Annotated in this window: 12 protein-coding genes; 2 read left to right on the top strand and 10 right to left on the bottom strand. The window is 58.7% G+C overall.

Annotation, left to right across the window (positions count from 1 at the left end; translation table 11 throughout):
• Window positions 1-19: 19 nt before the first annotated feature.
• Window positions 20-898, top strand: coding sequence for a hypothetical protein (locus ACTJI7_RS09080; protein ID WP_131678067.1), 879 nt, complete (start codon window positions 20-22; stop codon window positions 896-898).
• Between the two features lie 106 nt (window positions 899-1,004).
• Here ACTJI7_RS09080 and ACTJI7_RS09075 read toward each other — a convergent pair whose 3' ends face one another.
• From ACTJI7_RS09075 to yegD, 9 genes are all read right to left on the bottom strand, one after another.
• A complete protein-coding gene (locus ACTJI7_RS09075; RefSeq protein ID WP_052682981.1) occupies window positions 1,005-1,253 on the bottom strand; it encodes a phage virion morphogenesis protein in 249 nt (82 codons plus the stop codon).
• A gap of 309 nt (window positions 1,254-1,562) precedes the next feature.
• Window positions 1,563-2,924 (bottom strand): prephenate-dependent tRNA uridine(34) hydroxylase TrhP, encoded by a 1,362-nt coding sequence (trhP, locus tag ACTJI7_RS09070; RefSeq protein WP_008500866.1) that lies wholly within the window; start codon window positions 2,922-2,924, stop codon window positions 1,563-1,565.
• 168 nt (window positions 2,925-3,092) lie between these two features.
• The gene (gene baeR, locus ACTJI7_RS09065; protein WP_045260429.1) at window positions 3,093-3,815 is read right to left on the bottom strand and encodes a two-component system response regulator BaeR; all 723 of its coding nucleotides are present in this window, start codon (window positions 3,813-3,815) and stop codon (window positions 3,093-3,095) included.
• Complete coding sequence (gene baeS, locus ACTJI7_RS09060) at window positions 3,812-5,215, bottom strand: two-component system sensor histidine kinase BaeS (RefSeq protein WP_045260428.1); 1,404 nt, start codon at window positions 5,213-5,215, stop codon at window positions 3,812-3,814. The genes baeR and baeS overlap by 4 nt, the downstream gene beginning before the upstream one ends.
• Window positions 5,212-6,627 (bottom strand): MFS transporter, encoded by a 1,416-nt coding sequence (locus ACTJI7_RS09055; protein WP_063155013.1) that lies wholly within the window; start codon window positions 6,625-6,627, stop codon window positions 5,212-5,214. Before ACTJI7_RS09055 ends, baeS begins: the two co-directional genes overlap by 4 nt.
• Window positions 6,628-9,705 carry a multidrug efflux RND transporter permease subunit MdtC gene (gene mdtC / locus ACTJI7_RS09050; RefSeq protein ID WP_047363143.1) on the bottom strand — a complete coding sequence of 1,026 codons (3,078 nt, stop codon included), beginning with the start codon at window positions 9,703-9,705 and terminating at the stop codon, window positions 6,628-6,630. It abuts the gene before it with no gap.
• Window positions 9,706-12,828 (bottom strand): MdtB/MuxB family multidrug efflux RND transporter permease subunit, encoded by a 3,123-nt coding sequence (locus ACTJI7_RS09045; RefSeq protein WP_440670211.1) that lies wholly within the window; start codon window positions 12,826-12,828, stop codon window positions 9,706-9,708.
• Window positions 12,828-14,030, bottom strand: a complete 1,203-nt coding sequence (locus ACTJI7_RS09040) for an MdtA/MuxA family multidrug efflux RND transporter periplasmic adaptor subunit (protein WP_063155011.1) — start codon at window positions 14,028-14,030, stop codon at window positions 12,828-12,830. Before ACTJI7_RS09040 ends, ACTJI7_RS09045 begins: the two co-directional genes overlap by 1 nt.
• 159 nt (window positions 14,031-14,189) lie before the next feature.
• Window positions 14,190-15,542, bottom strand: coding sequence for a molecular chaperone (gene yegD / locus ACTJI7_RS09035; RefSeq protein WP_048959511.1), 1,353 nt, complete (start codon window positions 15,540-15,542; stop codon window positions 14,190-14,192).
• A gap of 130 nt (window positions 15,543-15,672) precedes the next feature.
• Between yegD and alkA the strand changes: the two genes are divergently transcribed.
• Complete coding sequence (gene alkA / locus ACTJI7_RS09030; protein ID WP_063155010.1) at window positions 15,673-16,545, top strand: DNA-3-methyladenine glycosylase 2; 873 nt, start codon at window positions 15,673-15,675, stop codon at window positions 16,543-16,545.
• Here the strand turns inward: alkA and ACTJI7_RS09025 are convergent.
• Complete coding sequence (locus ACTJI7_RS09025; protein ID WP_333022086.1) at window positions 16,510-19,839, bottom strand: diguanylate cyclase; 3,330 nt, start codon at window positions 19,837-19,839, stop codon at window positions 16,510-16,512. The genes alkA and ACTJI7_RS09025 overlap by 36 nt on opposite strands.
• Window positions 19,840-19,974 lie beyond the last annotated feature (135 nt).

Here is a 19,974-nt window from a genome sequence, read left to right as displayed (position 1 = left end):
AAAGCACAATGCGTTCATCATGAAAAAAATACAAAAGCATTTAGATAATGCTAAAAAATATCACGGACCAAAATCCTTAGCAACATATTTCGTTGATAAAACCAAAGATCTCATTACCTCAAATAACCTCAAGGACTTAGCTTTAGCTGCAAGATACTACGATTTCATCATAAGCCGAAACCGAAACAACAAAGCTCTTATTAAAGTATTCAAAAAAAATTTAGCAGATATATTCGATTATCATAATTTCATTACCAAAACCGTCGGCTACGATGCCTATGATTTATGTAGTGCATCTAAAACCAGAAGCTGCCCTTATTGCAATCAATCATACGCATTCACAATCAGGGCACAAAAAAAAGAATTTAGGCCAACATTAGACCATTTCTTCCCGAAAGAAAGTTATCCCCATCTGGCATTAAGTTTATATAATCTCGTACCATCTTGTTCTATTTGCAACTCTAGCTTAAAAGGTCGAATTAATTTCTCAAAAACACCTCACCTACATCCATTGTTTGACAACGAAAGCATTGAGTTCTCACTTGAAACAACAAAATCCCGAAAAGAAATTGTTGGATTGGTGGACATCAACACCAAGGACTTCAAAATTAAAATTGCACACAACAACGATGCCAAATCAATTAATTCCGTAAATACCTTCATAATAGCAAGGCGTTATGAAAGCTTTATTTTCGAAGCAGTAAACTTTGCACGATGCAAAATTTACTATGATGAACTGAAAGGTAATAACCAAATAGACATAGTTAATGATATTGATGAAAGTTCGGCATTGATGTTTAATCATCACGCCTATCAAAACCAACTTCTTGGTAAGCTACTTCAAGGTATTTACAAACAATATTCACAGCAACCTTCGTCAATTGCCTCCAGAGCTTAAAACCATTAAAATCAGCCTCCAAAATAACATGGAGGCTGACTTTCACATTCAGCCATCAATTTCATGCCACGACCACAAACATCTTGTGCAACTATTAAAATAATATTTACACCTGCACTAGATACTCAGCAATTAATCCTTCAATTAGCAGCTCATTCTTTCTATTAATGCCAAGTAACTGACGTTTAGGATATTGAATATCCTCACTATGCGGATTTGGCCTGTCCTTAAGCCCAATCTGATGCACCTGACCTGCTCCCCGTGCGTTAACACATAGCAACGTTAGTAACGCTTCATGCGCGGTAATAACAATTGCGAGCTTCCGTTCCTCGCTCTGAGCAGACGCTCTAAGCATGACCAATGTGAGAAGCAAGACTAATCGTCCGTAACATAACCAAAACTAAAAGCCCCGCATGTGCGGGGCTTCTCGTATCGATGTGGTCAATGTGTGGACGCGACCTGAAACAAATCCTTTTATTTCAGTTCTTTACAGGAAAAAATAAGCCCGCGTAAGGGAGATTACGCAGGCTAAGGAGGTGGTTCCTGGTACAGCTAGCATTTATGGGTTATGTTTTTCAGCGGGGGGATAATACCCGTATTGAACGAAGCGGTATGTGATCCGATTCTAAGAATTATCCCAGCGCGAAAAAATTTCCCTGATTGACTATTTGCCGTGTGGATTACGTGTGCTTTCACCGTTGAAGTTACGCATCAGCAGCGCGAACTTCAGCTCCACTTCTTCCGGAACCGGCAGCCAGACGGTATGCCCGTCGCCCGGCGCAACCTCAATCGCTTCGCCTTTGCCGTTTTCCAGATGCTCCAGCGTGAAGTTCATGTTGCCCTGCGGGGTCATCAGCTCCAGGCTGTCGCCTTTGGTGAACTTGTTTTTCACCGCCACGGCCGCCAGCGCGCCTTTGCGCTCGCCGGTGAAGTCGCCGACAAACTGCTGGCGCTCGGAAACGGAGTAGCCGTGCTCGTAGTTCTGGTAGTCGTCGTGGGTATGGCGGCGCAGGAAGCCTTCGGTATAGCCGCGGTGCGCCAGGCCTTCCAGCGTTTCCAGCAGGCTGGTATCGAACGGTTTACCGGCCGCCGCATCGTCGATGGCTTTGCGGTACACCTGTGCGGTACGCGCGCAATAGTAATAGGATTTGGTGCGGCCTTCGATCTTCAGGGAGTGCACGCCCATCTGCGTCAGGCGCTCAACGTGGGCGATGGCGCGCAGATCTTTCGAGTTCATGATGTAGGTGCCGTGCTCGTCTTCAAAGGCGGTCATGTACTCGCCCGGACGTTTGGCTTCTTCAATCATAAACACGCTGTCGGTTGGCGCGCCGATGCCCAGCGTTGGCTCAACGTTCGTCACCGGGATCGGCTCATGCTTGTGGACGATGTTGCCGATATCGTCCTCTTTGCCTTCCTGGACGTTATATTCCCAGCGGCAGGCGTTGGTGCAGGTGCCCTGGTTCGGGTCGCGCTTGTTGATATAGCCAGAGAGCAGGCAGCGGCCGGAGTAGGCCATGCACAGCGCGCCGTGAACGAAGATTTCAATTTCCATGTCCGGCACCTGAGTGCGGATTTCTTCAATCTCTTCCAGCGAAAGCTCGCGGGACAGAATGACGCGGGTCAGCCCCATCTGCTTCCAGAATTTTACCGTCGCCCAGTTGACGGCGTTAGCCTGTACGGAGAGGTGAATATCCATTTCCGGGAAGTTCTCCCGAACCAGCATGATTAAACCCGGGTCTGACATGATCAGCGCGTCCGGCCCCATATCCACCACCGGCTTCAGGTCACGGATGAACGTTTTCAGCTTGGCGTTGTGCGGCGCGATGTTGACCACCACGTAGAATTTTTTACCCAGAGCATGCGCCTCGTTGATGCCGAGCTGCAGGTTCTCGTGGTTGAATTCGTTGTTACGCACGCGCAGCGAGTAGCGCGGCTGGCCCGCATACACGGCGTCAGCGCCATAGGCGAAAGCGTAACGCATATTTTGCAGCGTTCCCGCCGGGGAAAGGAGTTCCGGTTTAAACATGTTTGTTCTCGTTCTGATGACAGGTCAGATCCGCATGCACCAGGTGCAGCGGTAAGGGGAGATCCCCCACTTTAAGGGCGGGCATTGTAGCGCTGCCGGGCAGGGAGGTAAAGTTATTGTGCCGGGTGACGGCTTCGCCTTACCCGGCCTGGATTAACCAGCGGCTAGCTAGGCAATCCTGCACGCATCCGCTTCCCAGCGATACCCCACGCCGTACACCGCGCGAATAAACGACTGCTCGGCGTCCAGCGCCTCCAGCTTGCGGCGCAGGTTTTTGATGTGGCTGTCAATTGTGCGGTCGGTCACCACGCGGTAATCGTCGTACAGGTGGTTCAGCAGCTGTTCGCGTGAGAAGACTTTTCCCGGCTCTTGGGAGAGGGTTTTCAGCAGGCGGAACTCCGCAGGGGTGAGGTCCAGCAGCTTGCTGCGCCAGCTCGCCTGGAAGCGGCTCTCATCCACAATCAGCGGGCTTTCGGCGTCCAGCATCTGAAGCTCGCGCTTCGGCCTGCAGCGGCGCAGAATGGTTTTCACGCGGGCCACCACCTCACGCGGGCTGTAGGGCTTGCAGATGTAGTCGTCCGCGCCGATTTCGAGCCCCAGCAGGCGGTCAATCTCTTCAATTTTGGCGGTGACCATGACAATAGGCACGTCGGAGAAGCGACGAATTTCCCGGCACAGGGTCAGGCCATCAACGCCAGGCAGCATTAAATCCAGCAGGATAAGATCAGGCGGAGTCTGGCGTACGTACGGCAGCACCTGGTCGCCGTGGCTGATCAGTGACGGGGCATAGCTGGCCGCGCGTAAATAGTCGATCAGCAGCTGTCCCAGCTTGGGTTCGTCTTCGACGATCAAAATGCGCGGCGTGTTTTCGTCAATCGGTAACTCGGTCATACTTCTCTCGATAAATCCCGTTCCAGAGGTAACTCTACTGTAATGCTAACCCCGCCAAAAGGCGAATGGGCGGCGCGAATGGTGCCATTATGCGCCTCGACGATGTTAACGCAAATCGCCAGCCCCAGGCCGGAACCGCCGCTGGCGCGGTTGCGGGAGCCTTCGGTGCGGTAAAAGCGCTCGAACAATTTTTCCAGCTGCGCGTCCTGCACGCCGGGGGCGGAATCCGCGAAGGTGAGGGCGAAGCGTCCGTTTTCCTGTTTGCCGGAGATATGCAGCCCGCCGCCGCTGTCGGTGTAGCGCAGGCTGTTCTCCAGCAGGTTGTTGAACAGCTGCATTAGCCGGTCTTTGTCGCCAAACACCACCGCGCTGTCCGGCAGGGAGAGGTCGATTTTCAGGTTGCGGCTGGCAAAGCGTTCGCGGAAGGCGCCGCTCGCCACCTCCAGTACGTTAATGACATCAACGGGCGCCTTCTGGTAGGCCAGTGCGCCTTCGTCGGACATGGAGAGTTGGTGGAGGTCATCCACCAGCTTGGTGAGCGTGCCCACCTCCGCCTGCAGAGAGGCCACCGATTCGGGCGTAAACTGGCGTACGCCGTCCTGAATCGCCTCCAGCTCGCCGCGCAGCACTGCCAGCGGGGTGCGCAGCTCGTGGGAAATATCGGCCATAAAGTCGCGGCGCATCTGCTGGTTTTTCTCCAGCGTGCTGGCGAGCTGGTTAAAGTCCTGCGCCAGCTTGCCCAGTTCGTCCTGGCTGCGGGTGTCGACGCGGGTGGTGAAATCCCCGGCGGCCAGCTTGTGCGTGCCTTCCACCAGCCGTTTCACCGGCGCGAGCAGACCGCGCGCCAGCGGGAAGGTGGCGAGCGCGGCGAGCAGGGTGGAGAGAGCGACGATCAGCCAGCTGGTCCGGCGCTGCTGGCGGTCAAAATTGATATCGGTGTTGCGCGTCAGGCGCTCCACCGGTGAGGCGATAACCCAGCCGACGGTCGCGTTATTCACCTTAATCGCCCGGCGGGTGCCGTCCGGCGGTATCGGCGCGCGCGGCCCAACCAGCGTGCGCATATCCTGATCGATTACCCAGAACTGGGTGCGCCAGCCGTGCGGCGGCATGCCCGGCCCCGGGCGATCGTCACCGGTGTCGTGCTCCAGCGAGCGCAGGATCTGGAAAATAAAGCGGTCGTTATTGCGCAGAAAACGCCAGTTGCCGTGCTGGGCGTACTGTTCACTCAGCGCATCGCTTAAGCCCTGCAGGCGCTGCTCGTTGCCATGCTTGATGTAATCAATAAAACCGCGCTCAAAGCTGATCCGCACCGCCCAGTGCATGGTGATCAGCAGGACAATACAGGTGGCAAAAATCGCCACGAAGAGCTTGCCGGTAATACCCGGACGCCAGAATTTCATGAGCCACTCCTTTTGCCGCGCCTAATCACGACGTTCTTGCTGGTATCATCCGGCACTCTGACGAAGATGAAAGCGGGCAGGGCGATAATGACCGCCATGCTGAGATAGGTATATAAAAAGACCTGATGCGCCACCGGCGTGTCGACGCTGAGGTGGTGCTGGCCGTACATGCCGAGCAGTAAACCCGCGATGGTCACGCCCACGCTCATGGAGAGCTGCATCACCATCGACAGCAGGCTGTTGCCGCTGCTCGCCAGATCGTCCGGCAGGTCTTTCAGCGTCAGGGTATTCATCGACGAGAAGCGCATGGAGTTGACCATCCCCTGGCAGAACAGCACCAGCGGCAGGACGTAGTACCAGCCCATCAGCGCCACGGTCATAAACAGCAGGCTGACCAGCGACAGCCCCAGCGTGGCGGCCACCAGCACGTGACGGTAGCCAAAGCGGTTCACCACCTGCACCACGATGCGCTTCATCCCCATGCTGCCGAGCACCATCGGGATCATCATCAGGCCCGCGTGAAACGGCGAAAACCCCATGCCAATTTGCAGAAACACGGGCGTCATAAACGGCAGCATGCCGCTGCCGATACGTCCGGCGAAGCTGCCGAACAGGCCAAGACGGTAGGTGGGATTTTTAAATAAGTTCAGGCTGAACAGCGCCTGGTCATTCCCGCGAGCGTGCCACAGATACCACAGAATGGCGGTGATGCCGATAACCACCAGCACCCCGAGCGTCAGGGACGAAATGCCCAGCCCCTTTTGCCCGTCGAGCGCCAGGGTGAGCGTAGCCATGCCCGCCGCCAGCAGAATAAAGCCGAAGACATCAAAGCGTCGGGTCTGCATTTTGTAGTTCGGCATCAGCGTCAGGGTGGCGATAGCGCCAATGATGCCAACAGGAAGATTGATTAAGAAAATCCAGTGCCAGGAGGCGTACTCCACCAGCATCCCGCCCAGCGCCGGGCCCAGCAGCGGCCCCACCTGACCGGGCAGGGTGACGAAGGTCATCGCCGCCATGTACTGCTCGCGTGGCACAATCTTCATCACCGTTAACCGCCCGACGGGCACCATCATCGCGCCACCGACGCCCTGCAGCACGCGCGCCGCCACCAGTTGGTCTAGTGTGCTGGCCTGGGCGCAAAACAGCGAGCCAGCGGTAAACAGCACGATGGCGGTAAAAAAGATATTTCGCACGCCCACTTTGTCCGCCAGCCAGCCGCTGGCAGGCAGCATCACGGCCACCGTCAGCACGTAGGAGACAATCACCATGTGCATATGCAGCGGGCTCTCCCCCAGGCTTTTCGCCATGGAGGGGAGGGCGGTGTTGACGATGGTCGTATCCAGCGACTGCATAAAGAAGCCGAAGGCGACTATCCACAATTGCCAGCGAACGTTGCTGGGAAGCTCAGTCATTTACCCGTTTACCGTTTCTCTGTTTTTACGCGAAAAGCGCAGCCGCAGGCGGTCGAAGAACAGATAGACCACCGGCGTGGTGTACAGCGTCAGCAGTTGGCTCATCACCAGGCCGCCGACGATGGTGATCCCCAGCGGCTGGCGCAGCTCTGAGCCATCGCCGCCCGAGATAACCAGCGGCAGCGCGCCAAACAGCGCCGCCAGGGTGGTCATCATGATCGGACGGAAGCGCAGCAGGCAGGCCTGGAAGATCGCCTCTTCCGGCGAGAGGTTGCCGTTGCGCTGGGCGTCCAGCGCGAAGTCCACCATCATGATGGCGTTTTTCTTTACGATGCCGATTAACAGCATAATTCCGATAAGCGCGATCAGGCTGAACGGCGCGCCAAACAGCTCCAGCGCCAGCAACGCCCCCACGCCCGCCGACGGCAGCGTCGAGAGGATGGTCAGCGGGTGAACGTAGCTCTCATACAGGACGCCCAGCACAATATAGACCGTGGCGATGGCGGCCAGAATCAAAATCACCTGCGAGTTCATCGTCTCCTGGAATACCTGCGCGGTCCCGGCAAAGCTGCCGCGCACGGTGGACGGCACGCCGAGCTGCGTCATCGCGCGGTTGATCGCGTCGCTGGCCTCGGAAAGCGACGAACCGGCGGGCAGGTTAAAGGAGATGGTCGACGCCGCCGACAGCCCCTGATGGTTCACCGACAGCGGCGCGTTGGCTGGTCGCCAGCTGGCAAAGTAGGAGAGCGGTATCGCCTTGCCGTCGCTGTTAATCACAAACATTTTATCCAGCGCGCTGATGTCCTGGGTGTAGCGCGGATCGACCTCCATCACCACCTTATACTGGTTCATCGGCTGGTAGATGGTGGAGATCTCCCGCTGGCCGAAGGCGTTATTTAGCAGGCTGTTGGCGGCTTCAACGTTGATGCCCAGCCGCGACATGGTTTCGCGGTCGTAGGTGAGCGCCATCTCCGCGCCGTTGTCCTGCTGATCGGAGTTCACGTCCGCCAGCTCCGGCAGGGCGGCCAGCGCCTTACGGATCTTCGGCTCCCACTCGCGCAGGGCGGCTAAATCATCCGAGAGCAACGTGTACTGGTAGCTGGCGTTCGCCTGCCGCCCGCCGACGCGGATATCCTGAACGGCCATCAAAAACAGGTTTGCGCCCGGCTCTTTGGCGAGCTTCACCCGCAGGCGGTCAATCACCTGCTGCGCCGTTTCGTTGCGCTCGCCGCGCGGCTTAAGGGTAATGAACATCATCCCGCTGTTAACGCGCGAGCCGCCGGTAAAGCCAGTGACGTTGTCTACAGCCGGATCCTCACGAATGATCTTCATAAAGTCCTGCAGCTTGCCGCGCATCGCCTGGAATGAAATGCTCTGGTCCGCCTGAATGCCGCCCATCAGCACGCCGGTGTCCTGCTCCGGGAAGAAGGTTTTCGGGATGGTGATGTACATCCAGACGTTGAGCCCAATGGTGGCGATCAGCACCAGGCCGACCAGCCGCGTATGGTTCAGCACCCACTTCAGCGATTTGCCGTAGCCTTCCTGCATCGCCATCAGAAAACGACCAAAGCCTTTGCGGCGCGGCTGCGAGTGAGGCTTGCTGCGCTTGAGCATCCAGCCGCACATCATCGGCGTCAGCGTCAGGGAAATCACCAGCGAAATCCCGATGGCGACCGAGAGCGTGACGGCAAACTCCCGCAGCAGCCTGCCCGGCAGCCCGCCCATCAGCAGCAGCGGCAGGAAGACCGCCACCAGCGACAGGCTCATGGAAAGTACCGTAAAGCCCACCTCGCGCGTGCCCTGCAGCGCGGCCTGCAGCGGTTTCACGCCCGCTTCAAGGTGGCGGGAAATGTTCTCCAGCACCACGATGGCGTCATCCACTACGAAGCCCGTCGCAATCGTCAGGGCCATCAGCGACAGGTTGTTAAGGCTAAAGCCGCACAGGTACATTGCGGCAAAGGTCCCAATCAGCGACACCGGCACGGCCACCGCCGGGATCAGCGTCGCGCGGCCGGAGCGCAGGAACAGGAACACCACCAGGATCACCAGCGCGACGGAGATAATCAGCGTTTGCTCCACCTCTTCAAGCGAAGCGCGGATGGTCGGGGAGCGATCCTGGGCAATCTGCAGATCGATTGCTGCCGGGATGGTCTCCTGTAGCTCCGGGAGGCGGGCGCGAATGCTGTTCACCGTCTCAATAATGTTCGCCTCCGGCAGCTTGCGGATCATCAGCAGGATCGCCGGTTTAGCGTTGGTCATCCCGGCGTTGCGCACGTCCTGCACCGAGTCGGTGACGCTGGCGACGTCGCTCAGGCGTACCGCCGCGCCGTTGTTGTAGTGAATAATCAGCGGCTGATACTCGGCGGCGGTTTTTAGCTCGTCGTTGGTCTGGATCTGCCAGCGGTGGCTGCCGTCCTCAATCGCCCCCTGCGGTTTACGCACGTTGGCGCTGCTGATGGCGGAGCGCACGTCGTCCAGCGACACGCCCTGGTTGAACAGCGCCTGCGGGTTCAGGCCCACGCGCACGGCGGGCAGAGAACTGCCGCCAACGCTCACGTCACCCACGCCGTTGATTTGTGAGATCGTCTGCGCCAGCTGGGTCGACGCAAAGTCGTAGAGCTGCCCCTGTGAATAGGTGTCCGAGGTCAGCGTCAGGATCATGATTGGCGCGTCGGACGGATTGGCCTTGCGGTAGGTCGGACGGCTCGGCATCCCGCTCGGCAGAAGGCTTTGCGCGGCGTTGATGGCCGCCTGCACGTCACGGGCGGCACCGTTAATATCCCGGTCGAAGCTGAATTCCAGAATGATGCGTGTGCTGCCCAGCGAGCTGCTGGAGGTCATCTCGTTGACCCCCGCAATCCGCCCAAGAGAACGCTCCAGCGGCGTGGCAACGGACGAGGCCATGGTCTCCGGTGACGCACCCGGCAGCGAGGCGCTGACCATGATCACCGGGAAATCCACCTGCGGCAGGGGGGCAACTGGCAGCAGCCGGAAGCCCAGCACGCCGCACAGGGTAATGGCGACGGAGAGTAAAATCGTCGCCACCGGACGGTAAATGAAGAGGGCGAAAAACTTCACTTACGCCTCCTCTTCACGTTTCGGGAAACGGCTTTTGGTCCACAGCGCCAGGCGGTCAAACAGCAGATAGATCACCGGCGTGGTGAAGAGCGTCAGCACCTGACTCACCAGCAGGCCCCCGACCATACCGATACCCAGCGGGCGGCGCAGCTCCGCGCCGACGCCGGTGCTGAGCATCAGCGGCAGCGCCCCCAACAGGGCGGCCAGCGTGGTCATCAGGATCGGGCGGAAACGCAGCAGGCAGGCCTGGAAGATGGCATCGCGCGGCGACATGCTCTGCTCGCGCTCGGCGGCCAGCGCAAAGTCGATCATCATGATGGCGTTTTTCTTCACGATCCCGATAAGCAGGATGATGCCGATGATGGCAATAACGTCCAGCTCGCTGCCCGCCAGCATCAATGCCAGCAGCGCCCCCACGCCCGCCGTTGGCAGGGTAGAGAGGATGGTGATCGGGTGGATAAAACTTTCGTACAGCACGCCAAGCACGATGTACATCGCCACGACCGCCGCGACGATCAGCCAGACGGTGTTGCCCAGCGCGGCCTGGAACGCCAGCGTGCTGCCCTGGAACTGGGTCTGAATGTCGGACGGGAAGCTGAGCGCTTTTTCAGCAGCCTGGATGGCTTCCACCGCCTCGCCCAGCGAGTAACCGTCCGGCACGTTGAAGGAAATGGTGGTGGACGGGAACTGATCCAGGTGGTTAATCGACAGCGGGGTATAGCGCTCCTCCACCGTGGCGATGGCGCTCAGCGGCACAATGCCGCCGTCTTTGCTGGTCAGGCGCACCGAGTCCAGCGCGGCCAGGCCGGGGGTGTGCTCGGTGTTGTGCTCCAGCACCACGCGGTACTGGTTCGCCTGGGTGTAGATGGTGGAGATCAGGCGCTGACCGAAGGCATTATACAGGGCGTTGTCCACGTCCGACATGGTGATGCCCAGACGGCTGGCGGTGTCGCGGTTAACGTTGACGTACGCCGCCAGCCCCTTGTCCTGCCAGTCGCTGCTGACGTCGGCGAGCTGCGGCAGGGTGTTAAGTTTTTCAACCAGCTGCGGCACCCAGGTGCTGAGGGCGTCAAGCGACGTAGCCTGGAGCGTGAACTGATACTGCGTGCGGCTGACCTGGGTATCAATGGTCAAATCCTGAATCGGCTGCAGGTAAAGCTCAACGCCCGGCACGCGGGCCACGGCGCTTTGCAGGCGCTCGATGACGGCGTTCACGCGGTCGTCGCGCTCATCCAGTGGCTTGAGGTTGATCTGCAGACGCGCGCTGTTGAGCGACGGATTGGTGCCATCCACCCCCACGTAGGACGTCAGGCTCTCCACCGCCGGGTCTTTCATGATGATCTCAGACACCTGCTGCTGGCGCTGCGCCATGTTCGCGAAGGAGACCGACTGCGGAGCCTGAAGCGTGCCCTGAATAATGCCGTTATCCTGGATGGGGAAGAAACCTTTCGGAATAAAAATCCACAGCATTACGCTGAGCGCCAGCGTGCCCAGCGCCACGCCAAGCGTTGCCCACGGATGGTTCAGCACTTTCGCCAGTACGCGACCGTAGGCGGCAATAATTTGCTCGAACATCCGCTCGGAGGCGCGGGAGAAGCGGTTTTGCTTGCGCAGGGATTCGTGGCTCAGCATGCGGGCACACATCATCGGCGTCAGGGTCAGCGACACCACGGCAGAGAGCAGAATGGCGACCGCCAGCGTCACGGCAAACTCGCGGAACAGCCGCCCGACGATGTCGCCCATAAACAGTAGTGGGATCAGCACCGCAATCAGCGAGAAGGTCAGCGAGATAATGGTAAAGCCGATTTCCCCTGCGCCCTTCAGCGCGGCGGCCAGCGGCTTTTCACCTTTCTCGATATAGCGCGAGATGTTCTCGATAACGACGATGGCGTCATCCACCACGAACCCGGTAGCGATGGTGAGCGCCATCAGCGTCAGGTTGTTAATCGAAAAGTCGAGGAACACCATCACCGCAAAGGTCCCGACCAGCGAGAGCGGCACGGCGACGGCGGGGATAATGGTTGCCGGAACGTTGCGCAGGAACAGGTAAATGATCATTACTACCAGCGCAATCGCCAGCATCAGCTCGAACTGGGTATCGGTGACCGACGCGCGAATGTTGGTGGTGCGGTCGGAAAGGACTTTTACGCTGACCGATTTCGGCAGGCTTTCAATCAGCTGCGGCAGCATGGTGCGGATGCTATCGGCGGTTTCGATGATGTTGGCGCCCGGCTGGCGCTGCACGTTCATCACGATCGCCTGCTGCTTGTTCGCCCACGCGCCGAGCCAGCTGTTTTCCGCGCCTTGTTCCACGGTGGCGACGTCGCCCAGGCGGATAGGCGCGCCGTTCTGGTAGGCCACAATCAGCTGACGGTATTCGTCGGCGGACTGCATCTGGTCGTTTGCCGAGAGGGTGACCGCACGGGTCGGGCCGTCCAGCGAGCCTTTCGCCGAGTTGACGTTGGCACTGCTGATGGCGGTGCGGATGGTTTCGCTGGTCAGCCCCAGCGCGGCAATCGCCTGTGCGTTAAGCTTCACGCGCACGGCCGGGCGCTGGCCGCCCGCCAGCGTGACGAGGCCGACGCCGGAGACCTGAGAAATCTTCTGCGCCACGCGGGTTTCGACCATGTCTTCGACCTGGGTCATCGGCATGGCGGAGGAGGTGACGGCAAGCGTCATGATCGGCGGATCCGCCGGGTTCACCTTGCTGTAGACCGGCGGGTTAGGCAGGTCCGACGGCAGCAGGTTGGTGGCGGCGTTGATGGCGGCCTGCACTTCCTGCTCGGCGACGTCCAGTGACAGCGTTAGCTGGAACTGCAGCGTCACGACGGATGCCCCGCCGGAACTCTGGGAGGACATCTGTTTTAACCCGGACATCTGGCCAAACTGGCGCTCCAGCGGGGCGGTTATGGCGGATGTCACCACGTCCGGGCTGGCGCCAGGATAGAGTGTGACAACCTGAATCGTTGGATAATCCACCTCCGGCAGCGCCGACACGGGCAGGAAGCGGTAGCCAATGATCCCGGCCAGCAGGATCGCCACCATCAACAGCGTGGTGGCGACAGGGCGGAGGATAAACAGGCGTGACGGCCCACCTGTAGAGCTCGGGGGCATAACCTGCATCAGGAGGTCGCTCCCTGTTTTGCAGGTTCAACCACCTCAACTTTCGCGCCTTCGGTGAGACGGTCGATGCCGTCGGTGACCACGCGGTCGCCGGCGGAAAGCCCGGCGCTGATGACCACCGTCTGGCTGTCCTGAATCCCGGTTTTCACCAGATGCTTGCTCACTTTATTGTCGCTGTTCAGCACCCAGACAAAGCTTCCTTCGTTACCCATCTGCAGCGCTGCGGTGGGGATCACTACCGCGTTCTCTTCGGTAGCGACCAGCATTCGCGCGTTGACGAACTGGTTCGGGAAGAGAGCATCGTCCTGGTTGTTAAAGCGCGCCTTCAGCTTGATGGTGCCGGTGGTGGTATCGATCTGGTTGTCCAGACTAAGCAGGGAACCCTCGCTCAGCTTCTGCTTGTTGGTGCGGTCCCAGGCTTCCACCACCAGGCCTTTACCGGCTTTTTGCGCCTGCATGACGGTTGCGATATCGCTTTCCGGCAGGGTAAAGACTAAATCAATCGGGTGGGTCTGGGTGATCACCACGATGCCCGTGGTGTCGCCGCTGGAGATCTGGTTACCGATATCGACCTGCTTCAGGCCCACGCGTCCGTCAATCGGCGCGGTGATGCGGCTCCAGTCCAGCTGCAGCTGCGCGCTGGCGACGGCGGCCTCGTCGGCTTTGATGGTGCCCTGCGTTTCGCTGACCAGCGACTGCTGGGTGTCCAGCTCCTGACGAGAAACGAGGTTGGTTTTCACCAGCTGCTGGTAGCGCGCCAGATCGCGACGGGCGTTGGCGAGGGTGGCTTTGTCTTTCGCGAGCTGCCCCTGCGCCTGAGCGAGGGCGACTTTAAACTGGCTCGGGTCGATTTCCGCCAGCAGATCGCCCGCTTTGACCTGCTGACCTTCCTGGAAGTGGATCGCGATGAGCTGACCGTCAACGCGGCTGCGCACCGTGGCGGTGTTGGCGGCGGTAATGGTTCCGAGCCCCGTCAGATAACGCGGAACGGCTTTGCTCACCGCCGTTGCCGCCTGAACCGGTGCCAGCGCGCCGCCGCGCATGCCGTGACGGCCGCCGCCAGCCGGGCGCTGGGCCTGGCTGCTGGCGCCAGCGGGAGCGGTGGAGTTCGCAGATTGACTGTGCCAGTACCAGGCGGCGGCAAGGACCACCACAATGATGCCAGCGGCGATTGCCCAGCGGGATTTGTTACTGCCTTTCATCGTTATACGTTCTCATCCTGAATACTTCGGGGAATGATACTAGTTTAGTCAGCTAACACAGCGGAAAAATGGAGGAAATATGGAAGACTGTCAGGAATGGTCTGAGTGTGGCGATCGTTTTAGCCGGGTAAGGCGAAGCCGCCACCCGGCACAACCGCATTAGCTAAACATCACCTGCGCCCAGCGCGCCAGCCCTGCGGTAACGGAGCCAAAGTCATCCCCACCGGCAATCGGAATGCCCGGCAGCTGTTCCGCCAGCGCTTTCTTGATCAGCGGTGAACGGGCGCTACCGCCGGTCAGGTAGATCACATCCGGCTTCTCTTTGCCGTTCTCAAGCGCCAGCTGGACTTGTTCCAGAATGCGCTGCAGCGGCTGAGCAAGCGCCGTTTCCAGCCCCTCCTGTGAAATCGCCGTGGCCAGATCCTCGCTGATAAACGGCAAGGAGACCGCATGTTCAGGACGGTCGGAAAGGGCGATTTTGCTCTCTTCGGCGGTGCGCACCACGCGGTAGCTCAGGCGCTGACGCCACACTTTATAGAGCAGGGCGACCTTCTCGGCATCCTGCGCGTCGCGCACCAGATCGTTGAGGAAGCGCCCGTTCGCGGTGCTGTAAAAATCACTCTGCGCCGGAACGTCGTTGATGGCAATCGCGTTCCACCACGGCAGGATCGGCAGGGCAATGCCTTTTTCCGTTTGCCCGCCCATGCCCAGCAGCGGCATCAGGCTCTTAAAGGCCAGGGCGATATCCAGATCGTTACCGCCTACGCGGCAGCCGCTGTGCCCGAGCAGGCTGTTTTCGCGGTAACGACGGTGATGCCACTGCGGCCCCATCAGCAGCAGCGAGCAGTCCGTTGTACCGCCCCCGATGTCGACGACCAGCACGCGCTTCTCTTCCGTCAGCGTGGCTTCAAAATCCAGCCCCGCCGCAACCGGCTCGTACTGAAACACCACGTCGTGGAATCCCGCCCGGTGCGCCGCACGCTCAAGTATTCCCTGCGCCTGCTGGTTGGCTTCGTCACCGCCCAGCCCCTGGAAGTTGATCGGGCGGCCAATCACCGCCTGGGTGATAGTATCCGGCACCTGCGACTGCGCCTGATTGCGGATATGCAGCATCATGGCGCACACCAGATCTTCAAACATCGCCACCTGCTGCGGCTTCAGGCCGCTCGCGCCGAGGAAGGACTTTGGCGATTTAACGAAGTAGACCTCTTCCGGGTCTTCAATGTAATGCCCGAGCGAGGAAAGGCCAAACTGCACGCTGGAAGGGGTAACGTCGATGTCTTCCTCGCGGTTAAAGCTGACCGCCCGACGCAGCAACGCCTGGGTTTCCGCCGCGGTAGCCGGAACCTGATGGTGGCGGAACAGCCACTCGCTCACCGCTTCGCGCGTTGGCGCGCAGAGCATTGACGGCAGCAGCGTGCTCTCTTTTTCCATTTTCAGAAGCTGCGGTTGGCCGTTTTGCATGATCGCAACCGAGCAGTTTGCCGTACCGTAGTCAAATCCAATAAACACGATTAATCCCCATGCCGGTGAGAAGGGGCGAGACTTTAACGAAATGTCTGCATCGCGACAACAGGAATATGAAAGCAAGGCAAAACAAGGTCTTTCCGTTTATGCTGATAAAAATAAAAAAGGAGCAGCGATGTATACCCTGACGTGGCAACCCCCTTACGACTGGCAGTGGATGTTGGGCTTTCTCGGCGCGCGTGCGGTGACGGGCATTGAAACCGTCACGAGCGACTACTACGAGCGCAGCTTTGCCTGCGACGGCCATCAGGGGATATTTCGCGTGACGCCGGATATCGCTACCCATACGCTGACCGTGACGCTCAGCCCGGGGTTGGTTCCGGTTGCGCAGACGTGTCTTGAACGCATCGCGCGCCTGTTCGATCTCGCCTGTAACCCGCAGCACATCGCGGATACGCTGGGGGATCTCGGCGCTGCCCGCCCCGGCTTGCGTCTGCCGGGGGCGATGGATGCGTACGAGCAGGGCGTACGGGCCATTCTCGGGCAGTTGGTCAGCGTGGCGATGGCGGCGAAACTGGCTTCCCGCGTTGTCGCCCTGTGCGGTGAGCCGGTGAAGGATGCACCGGGTTATGTCTGCTTTCCCTCCCCGCAAGCGCTGGCCGCTGCCGATCCGCTGGCGCTCAAGGCGCTCGGGATGCCGGTAAAACGCGCGGAGGCGCTGATTCATCTGGCGCAGTCGGTTGTTGACGGGACGTTTCCGTTGACGCCGCCTGAGGACGTTGAGGCGGGCATGAAGGCGCTACAGCAGCGGCCGGGCATCGGGCGCTGGACGGCAAATTACCTGGCCCTGAGAGGCTGGCAGGCGAAAGATGTGTTCCTGCCGGATGATTATCTGATTAAGCAACGCTTCGCCGGGATGACCCCCGCGCAGATCCGTCGTTACGCCGAGCGCTGGCAGCCGTGGCGCTCCTACGCGCTGCTGCACATCTGGTATACCGACGGCTGGACGCCGTCAGTTGATGGCGAAATAACTGGTGTTGAGCAGTAGATCCAGCGGCTGCGGCTCGGCGATGGTGTCGCCATAGATAAAATCAATGCCGATGCCGGAAAGCGTATCCATCATGATGGGCTGGTTGCAGGGGCCCGCGATGGTTTTCATCCCCAGACGCTGGGCGTGGCCCTGAACGATGGTCACCATCATCTCATCCATCAGATTACCATACACGTTGCTCACCACCTCGGCGTCCAGCATCAGATAATCGGCCATGTTCGGGCTCAGGTGGCTGAAGACGTTCATGTCGCGCCCTATCTGGCTGAAGATCACCCGGCAGCCCGCCTGGCGAAGCTTTTGCAGCCCTCGCTGCAGATTCTCATCCGGATTACACACCACGTCGCTCGCGATAACCAGATGCAGCAGACGGCCCGGCATGGGGCTGTTATCGAGCAGGTCGAGGAGTTCATCGACTAGCGTTACGCTGGCTAAACCGGCGGCAGAAAGCGGCAGTGCTACCCCCATCCCTTTACGGGCGACCTGTGCGGCAGAGGTACGGAAAAACTCACCAAAGATACGTCTGTCGAGGGCGTGCAGCAGTTCGGGCTCCGCCAGACCAGAACGGAAGGCGTGCTCCTCCTGGACTTCACCCTGGCTGGTCCACAGGCGTAGCGAAATCAGCCAGAAGTTACAGCTTTCTGGTATGCGCGGGGAGGCGACGCTGCGGGCTATCATCATCAGATGATTGTCTTTGATCATATGCCACTGTTCGTCCAGCGACATCATGCTGCGCGCGCTCCGATCCCGCTCCTGCTGCGGTTCGTACACCGTCACGATGCCGCGGCCGCTGTTTTTCGAGGCATAACAGGCAATATCCGCCTGCGACATCACTTCTGACGCCTGGTTATTATGCTCATCAATCAGCGTGATCCCAGCGCTGGCGCCAATCCGGTGCAGGCGACCTTCCCACATAAAGTGATAGTCATTGATGGTATGGATCAAACGACCGGTGATATAGCGCGCGCTCTCAATATTGCAGTCCGGCAGCAGCAGCCCAAACTCGTCGCCGCCCAGGCGCGCCAGCACGTCGCTGGAGCGAAGCATGGTTAGCATCATGGAAGAGAGTTCCCGCAGCAGGGCATCTCCCGCCGCATGGCCTGCGCTATCATTGACGGCTTTGAAGCGGTCCAGATCGATAAAGACCAGCGCATGACGCTGACGCGTCTCGCGAACGGTTTGCAGAAGCCGTTTGAGATGGTTTTCGAAGCTGACCCGATTTGCCAGGTGGGTGAGGGCATCGTGCGACGCGCTGTAGCTTAGCTGACGCAGCATTTTGCGCGACTCGGTGACGTCCTGAATAACGATCACCGAGCCAATACTGTGCCCATCAAGGGTACTGAGTGGCGTAATGCTGTAGTGAATATCAAACGATCCGCCGGTGCGGCAGTTCAGCACTACATCCTGGTCGATATCGGAGCGTGACATATCGCCGCTGTGGATATTCTCCATCAGCGGGCCCCGTTCCCCAAAGGTGATGTGTAACACCTTCAGGATAGGCTGGCCGATGGCCTCGGTCTGCAGCCAGCCGCTCATCTTCTCGGCGACCGGGTTCATAAAGGTGACGTTCATGTCGATATCGGTACAGAGCACCGCTTCGCCGATGGAGTCGAGCGTGATGTGCAGACGCTCTTTTTCCTGAAACAGCGCTTCGTTAAGCTCCTTCACCTCGGTCATGTCCATATTGATGCCGAGCAAACGTTCGACTTCACCCTCTTTATTCAGCACCCGGTTGGCCAGGGAGCGTATATGGCGCACGCCTTCCTTCACGCGGATACGGAATTCAAGCTTAAACGGCAGACGAGAAACCAGTGAATCCCGCAGCACCTGCTCCGCATGGGCGCGATCCTCCGGCAATATTCTTTCGTGCCAGAGCTGCCAGGTGGGCTTGATGTGCGGCGGAATTTCATACAGCTCAAACATCCGCTTATCCCAACTGATGATGTCTGGCTCCAGATCCCACTCCCAGATGCCGATGCCGCCCGCTTCGTTGGCCAGCGTAATGCGCTCCATCAGCCGTTTATTGACCCACTCGGTCTGCTTCAGGTCGTTAATGTCTTCAATCTGGGCGATAAAATAGAGCGGCGAGCCATCGGCATGGCGCACGACGGAGACGGCCAAAAGTGCCCAGACGACCTCTCCGTTGCGCGTGTAATAGCGCTTTTCAAGGGTGTAGGTGTTGATCTCGCCGTTGACCAGCTGCTCCAGCTGTTCCAGGTCGGTATGCAAATCTTCCGGCCAGGTGAGCTGCTGGAAGGTGAGCGACTGTAGCTCGGTCTGGCTGTAACCGAGGAAATTGCACAGCGCCTTGTTGGCCTGAAGCCACTGGCCCTCCATGCTGACTAACGCCATACCGATGGCGGAATACTCCATTGCATTACGAAAGCGCTCTTCGCTCTCGGTGATGTGTTTGCGTTCGGCACGGAAGGCATACATCACCATGGTCATCACGTTAGCGGGGAGGAGGAGCATCAGGAACGGCAGCCACGGCGCGTTCATCATCGGCCCGGCATGTTGGGTGGTCAGCGCCGAAGGGTTATGGGCAATCATCAGTGAAACGACCATCACGGTAACCAGAAACACCATGAACGCTTCCAGCCGCGGCAAGCGCACGGCGCTCCACATCAGCAGGACAATCACGCAGGTAAAGGGCCACGGCAGCCAGGTGATGGATGCCCAGCTGAGGGCCAGCGTTACGGCCATGGTAACCAGGGTTTCCAGCAGCAATCTCGGGTCACGGTGGCGGAGCAGGTAATGGGATTTAAACAGCAGCCCCAGCGGCACCAGCGCCAGCGCGCCAATGGATTCAGATAGCACCCAGACGATGAAATTACGCAGCGGCTCAGGGCCGGGGATCAGAAGCGTCATCAGAATACCGCCCACCAGCGGCGGCACCAGCGCGCTGCCTATTGCCAGGCGGATCCAGTCGTTTAAATTTTGCAGCGGGTTGTACCACGGAAGCAGCTTGCGCAGTAACACGGCACCGATGATGGCCTCAATAACGTTTATTGCGGTGTAGGTGGGGTTTATCGACGCCCAGGAGAACAGCATCCACGAGGCCAGAATATTGCCAAATGAACAGGCCAGGGCTATCCCGGGCCACATTTTTCCTGCATGGCGGTAAAACGCCACCATCATAATGGCGGTAGGAAACCAGAGTGGCGCCAGCAGGGTACCGAAGCGGGTAAGCTCCAGCGAAAATAAGGTAAAGATAAAGGTGACCAGGCCCAGACAGACAAGTCGTAATAAAGGATGTGGGGTGGTAACCAAAACCCGCTGGTATTGTTTATTCATTACCGCTTTATCCAGAGACGCCATGCCGTCAGGAGAGAAGTGCGCACGAGTGAATTTGATAATTTGGTTTATGCTAGTACAAACAATTTACAATTCATATGGCGACTGCTCATAATTTGACATCATAGACTTATT

Origin of the sequence: Enterobacter sp. 22499 (assembly GCF_052044815.1) — a bacterium.
In the GTDB taxonomy this organism is placed as follows: Bacteria; Pseudomonadota; Gammaproteobacteria; order Enterobacterales; family Enterobacteriaceae; genus Enterobacter; species Enterobacter bugandensis.
The sequence above is the reverse complement of the archived record's forward strand: the minus strand, read 5'-3'. Positions and strand labels throughout refer to the sequence as shown.

Excerpts from the sequence above, each read along its gene's own strand:
- ACTJI7_RS09080 (WP_131678067.1), top strand. The coding sequence starts at position 20 with ATGAAAAAAATACAAAAGCATTTAGATAATGCTAAAAAATATCACGGA.
- ACTJI7_RS09075 (WP_052682981.1), bottom strand. The coding sequence starts at position 1,253 with ATGCTTAGAGCGTCTGCTCAGAGCGAGGAACGGAAGCTCGCAATTGTT.
- trhP (WP_008500866.1), bottom strand. The coding sequence starts at position 2,924 with ATGTTTAAACCGGAACTCCTTTCCCCGGCGGGAACGCTGCAAAATATG.
- baeR (WP_045260429.1), bottom strand. The coding sequence starts at position 3,815 with ATGACCGAGTTACCGATTGACGAAAACACGCCGCGCATTTTGATCGTC.
- baeS (WP_045260428.1), bottom strand. The coding sequence starts at position 5,215 with ATGAAATTCTGGCGTCCGGGTATTACCGGCAAGCTCTTCGTGGCGATT.
- ACTJI7_RS09055 (WP_063155013.1), bottom strand. The coding sequence starts at position 6,627 with ATGACTGAGCTTCCCAGCAACGTTCGCTGGCAATTGTGGATAGTCGCC.
- ACTJI7_RS09045 (WP_440670211.1), bottom strand. The coding sequence starts at position 12,828 with ATGCAGGTTATGCCCCCGAGCTCTACAGGTGGGCCGTCACGCCTGTTT.
- ACTJI7_RS09040 (WP_063155011.1), bottom strand. The coding sequence starts at position 14,030 with ATGAAAGGCAGTAACAAATCCCGCTGGGCAATCGCCGCTGGCATCATT.
- alkA (WP_063155010.1), top strand. The coding sequence starts at position 15,673 with ATGTATACCCTGACGTGGCAACCCCCTTACGACTGGCAGTGGATGTTG.
- ACTJI7_RS09025 (WP_333022086.1), bottom strand. The coding sequence starts at position 19,839 with ATGAATAAACAATACCAGCGGGTTTTGGTTACCACCCCACATCCTTTA.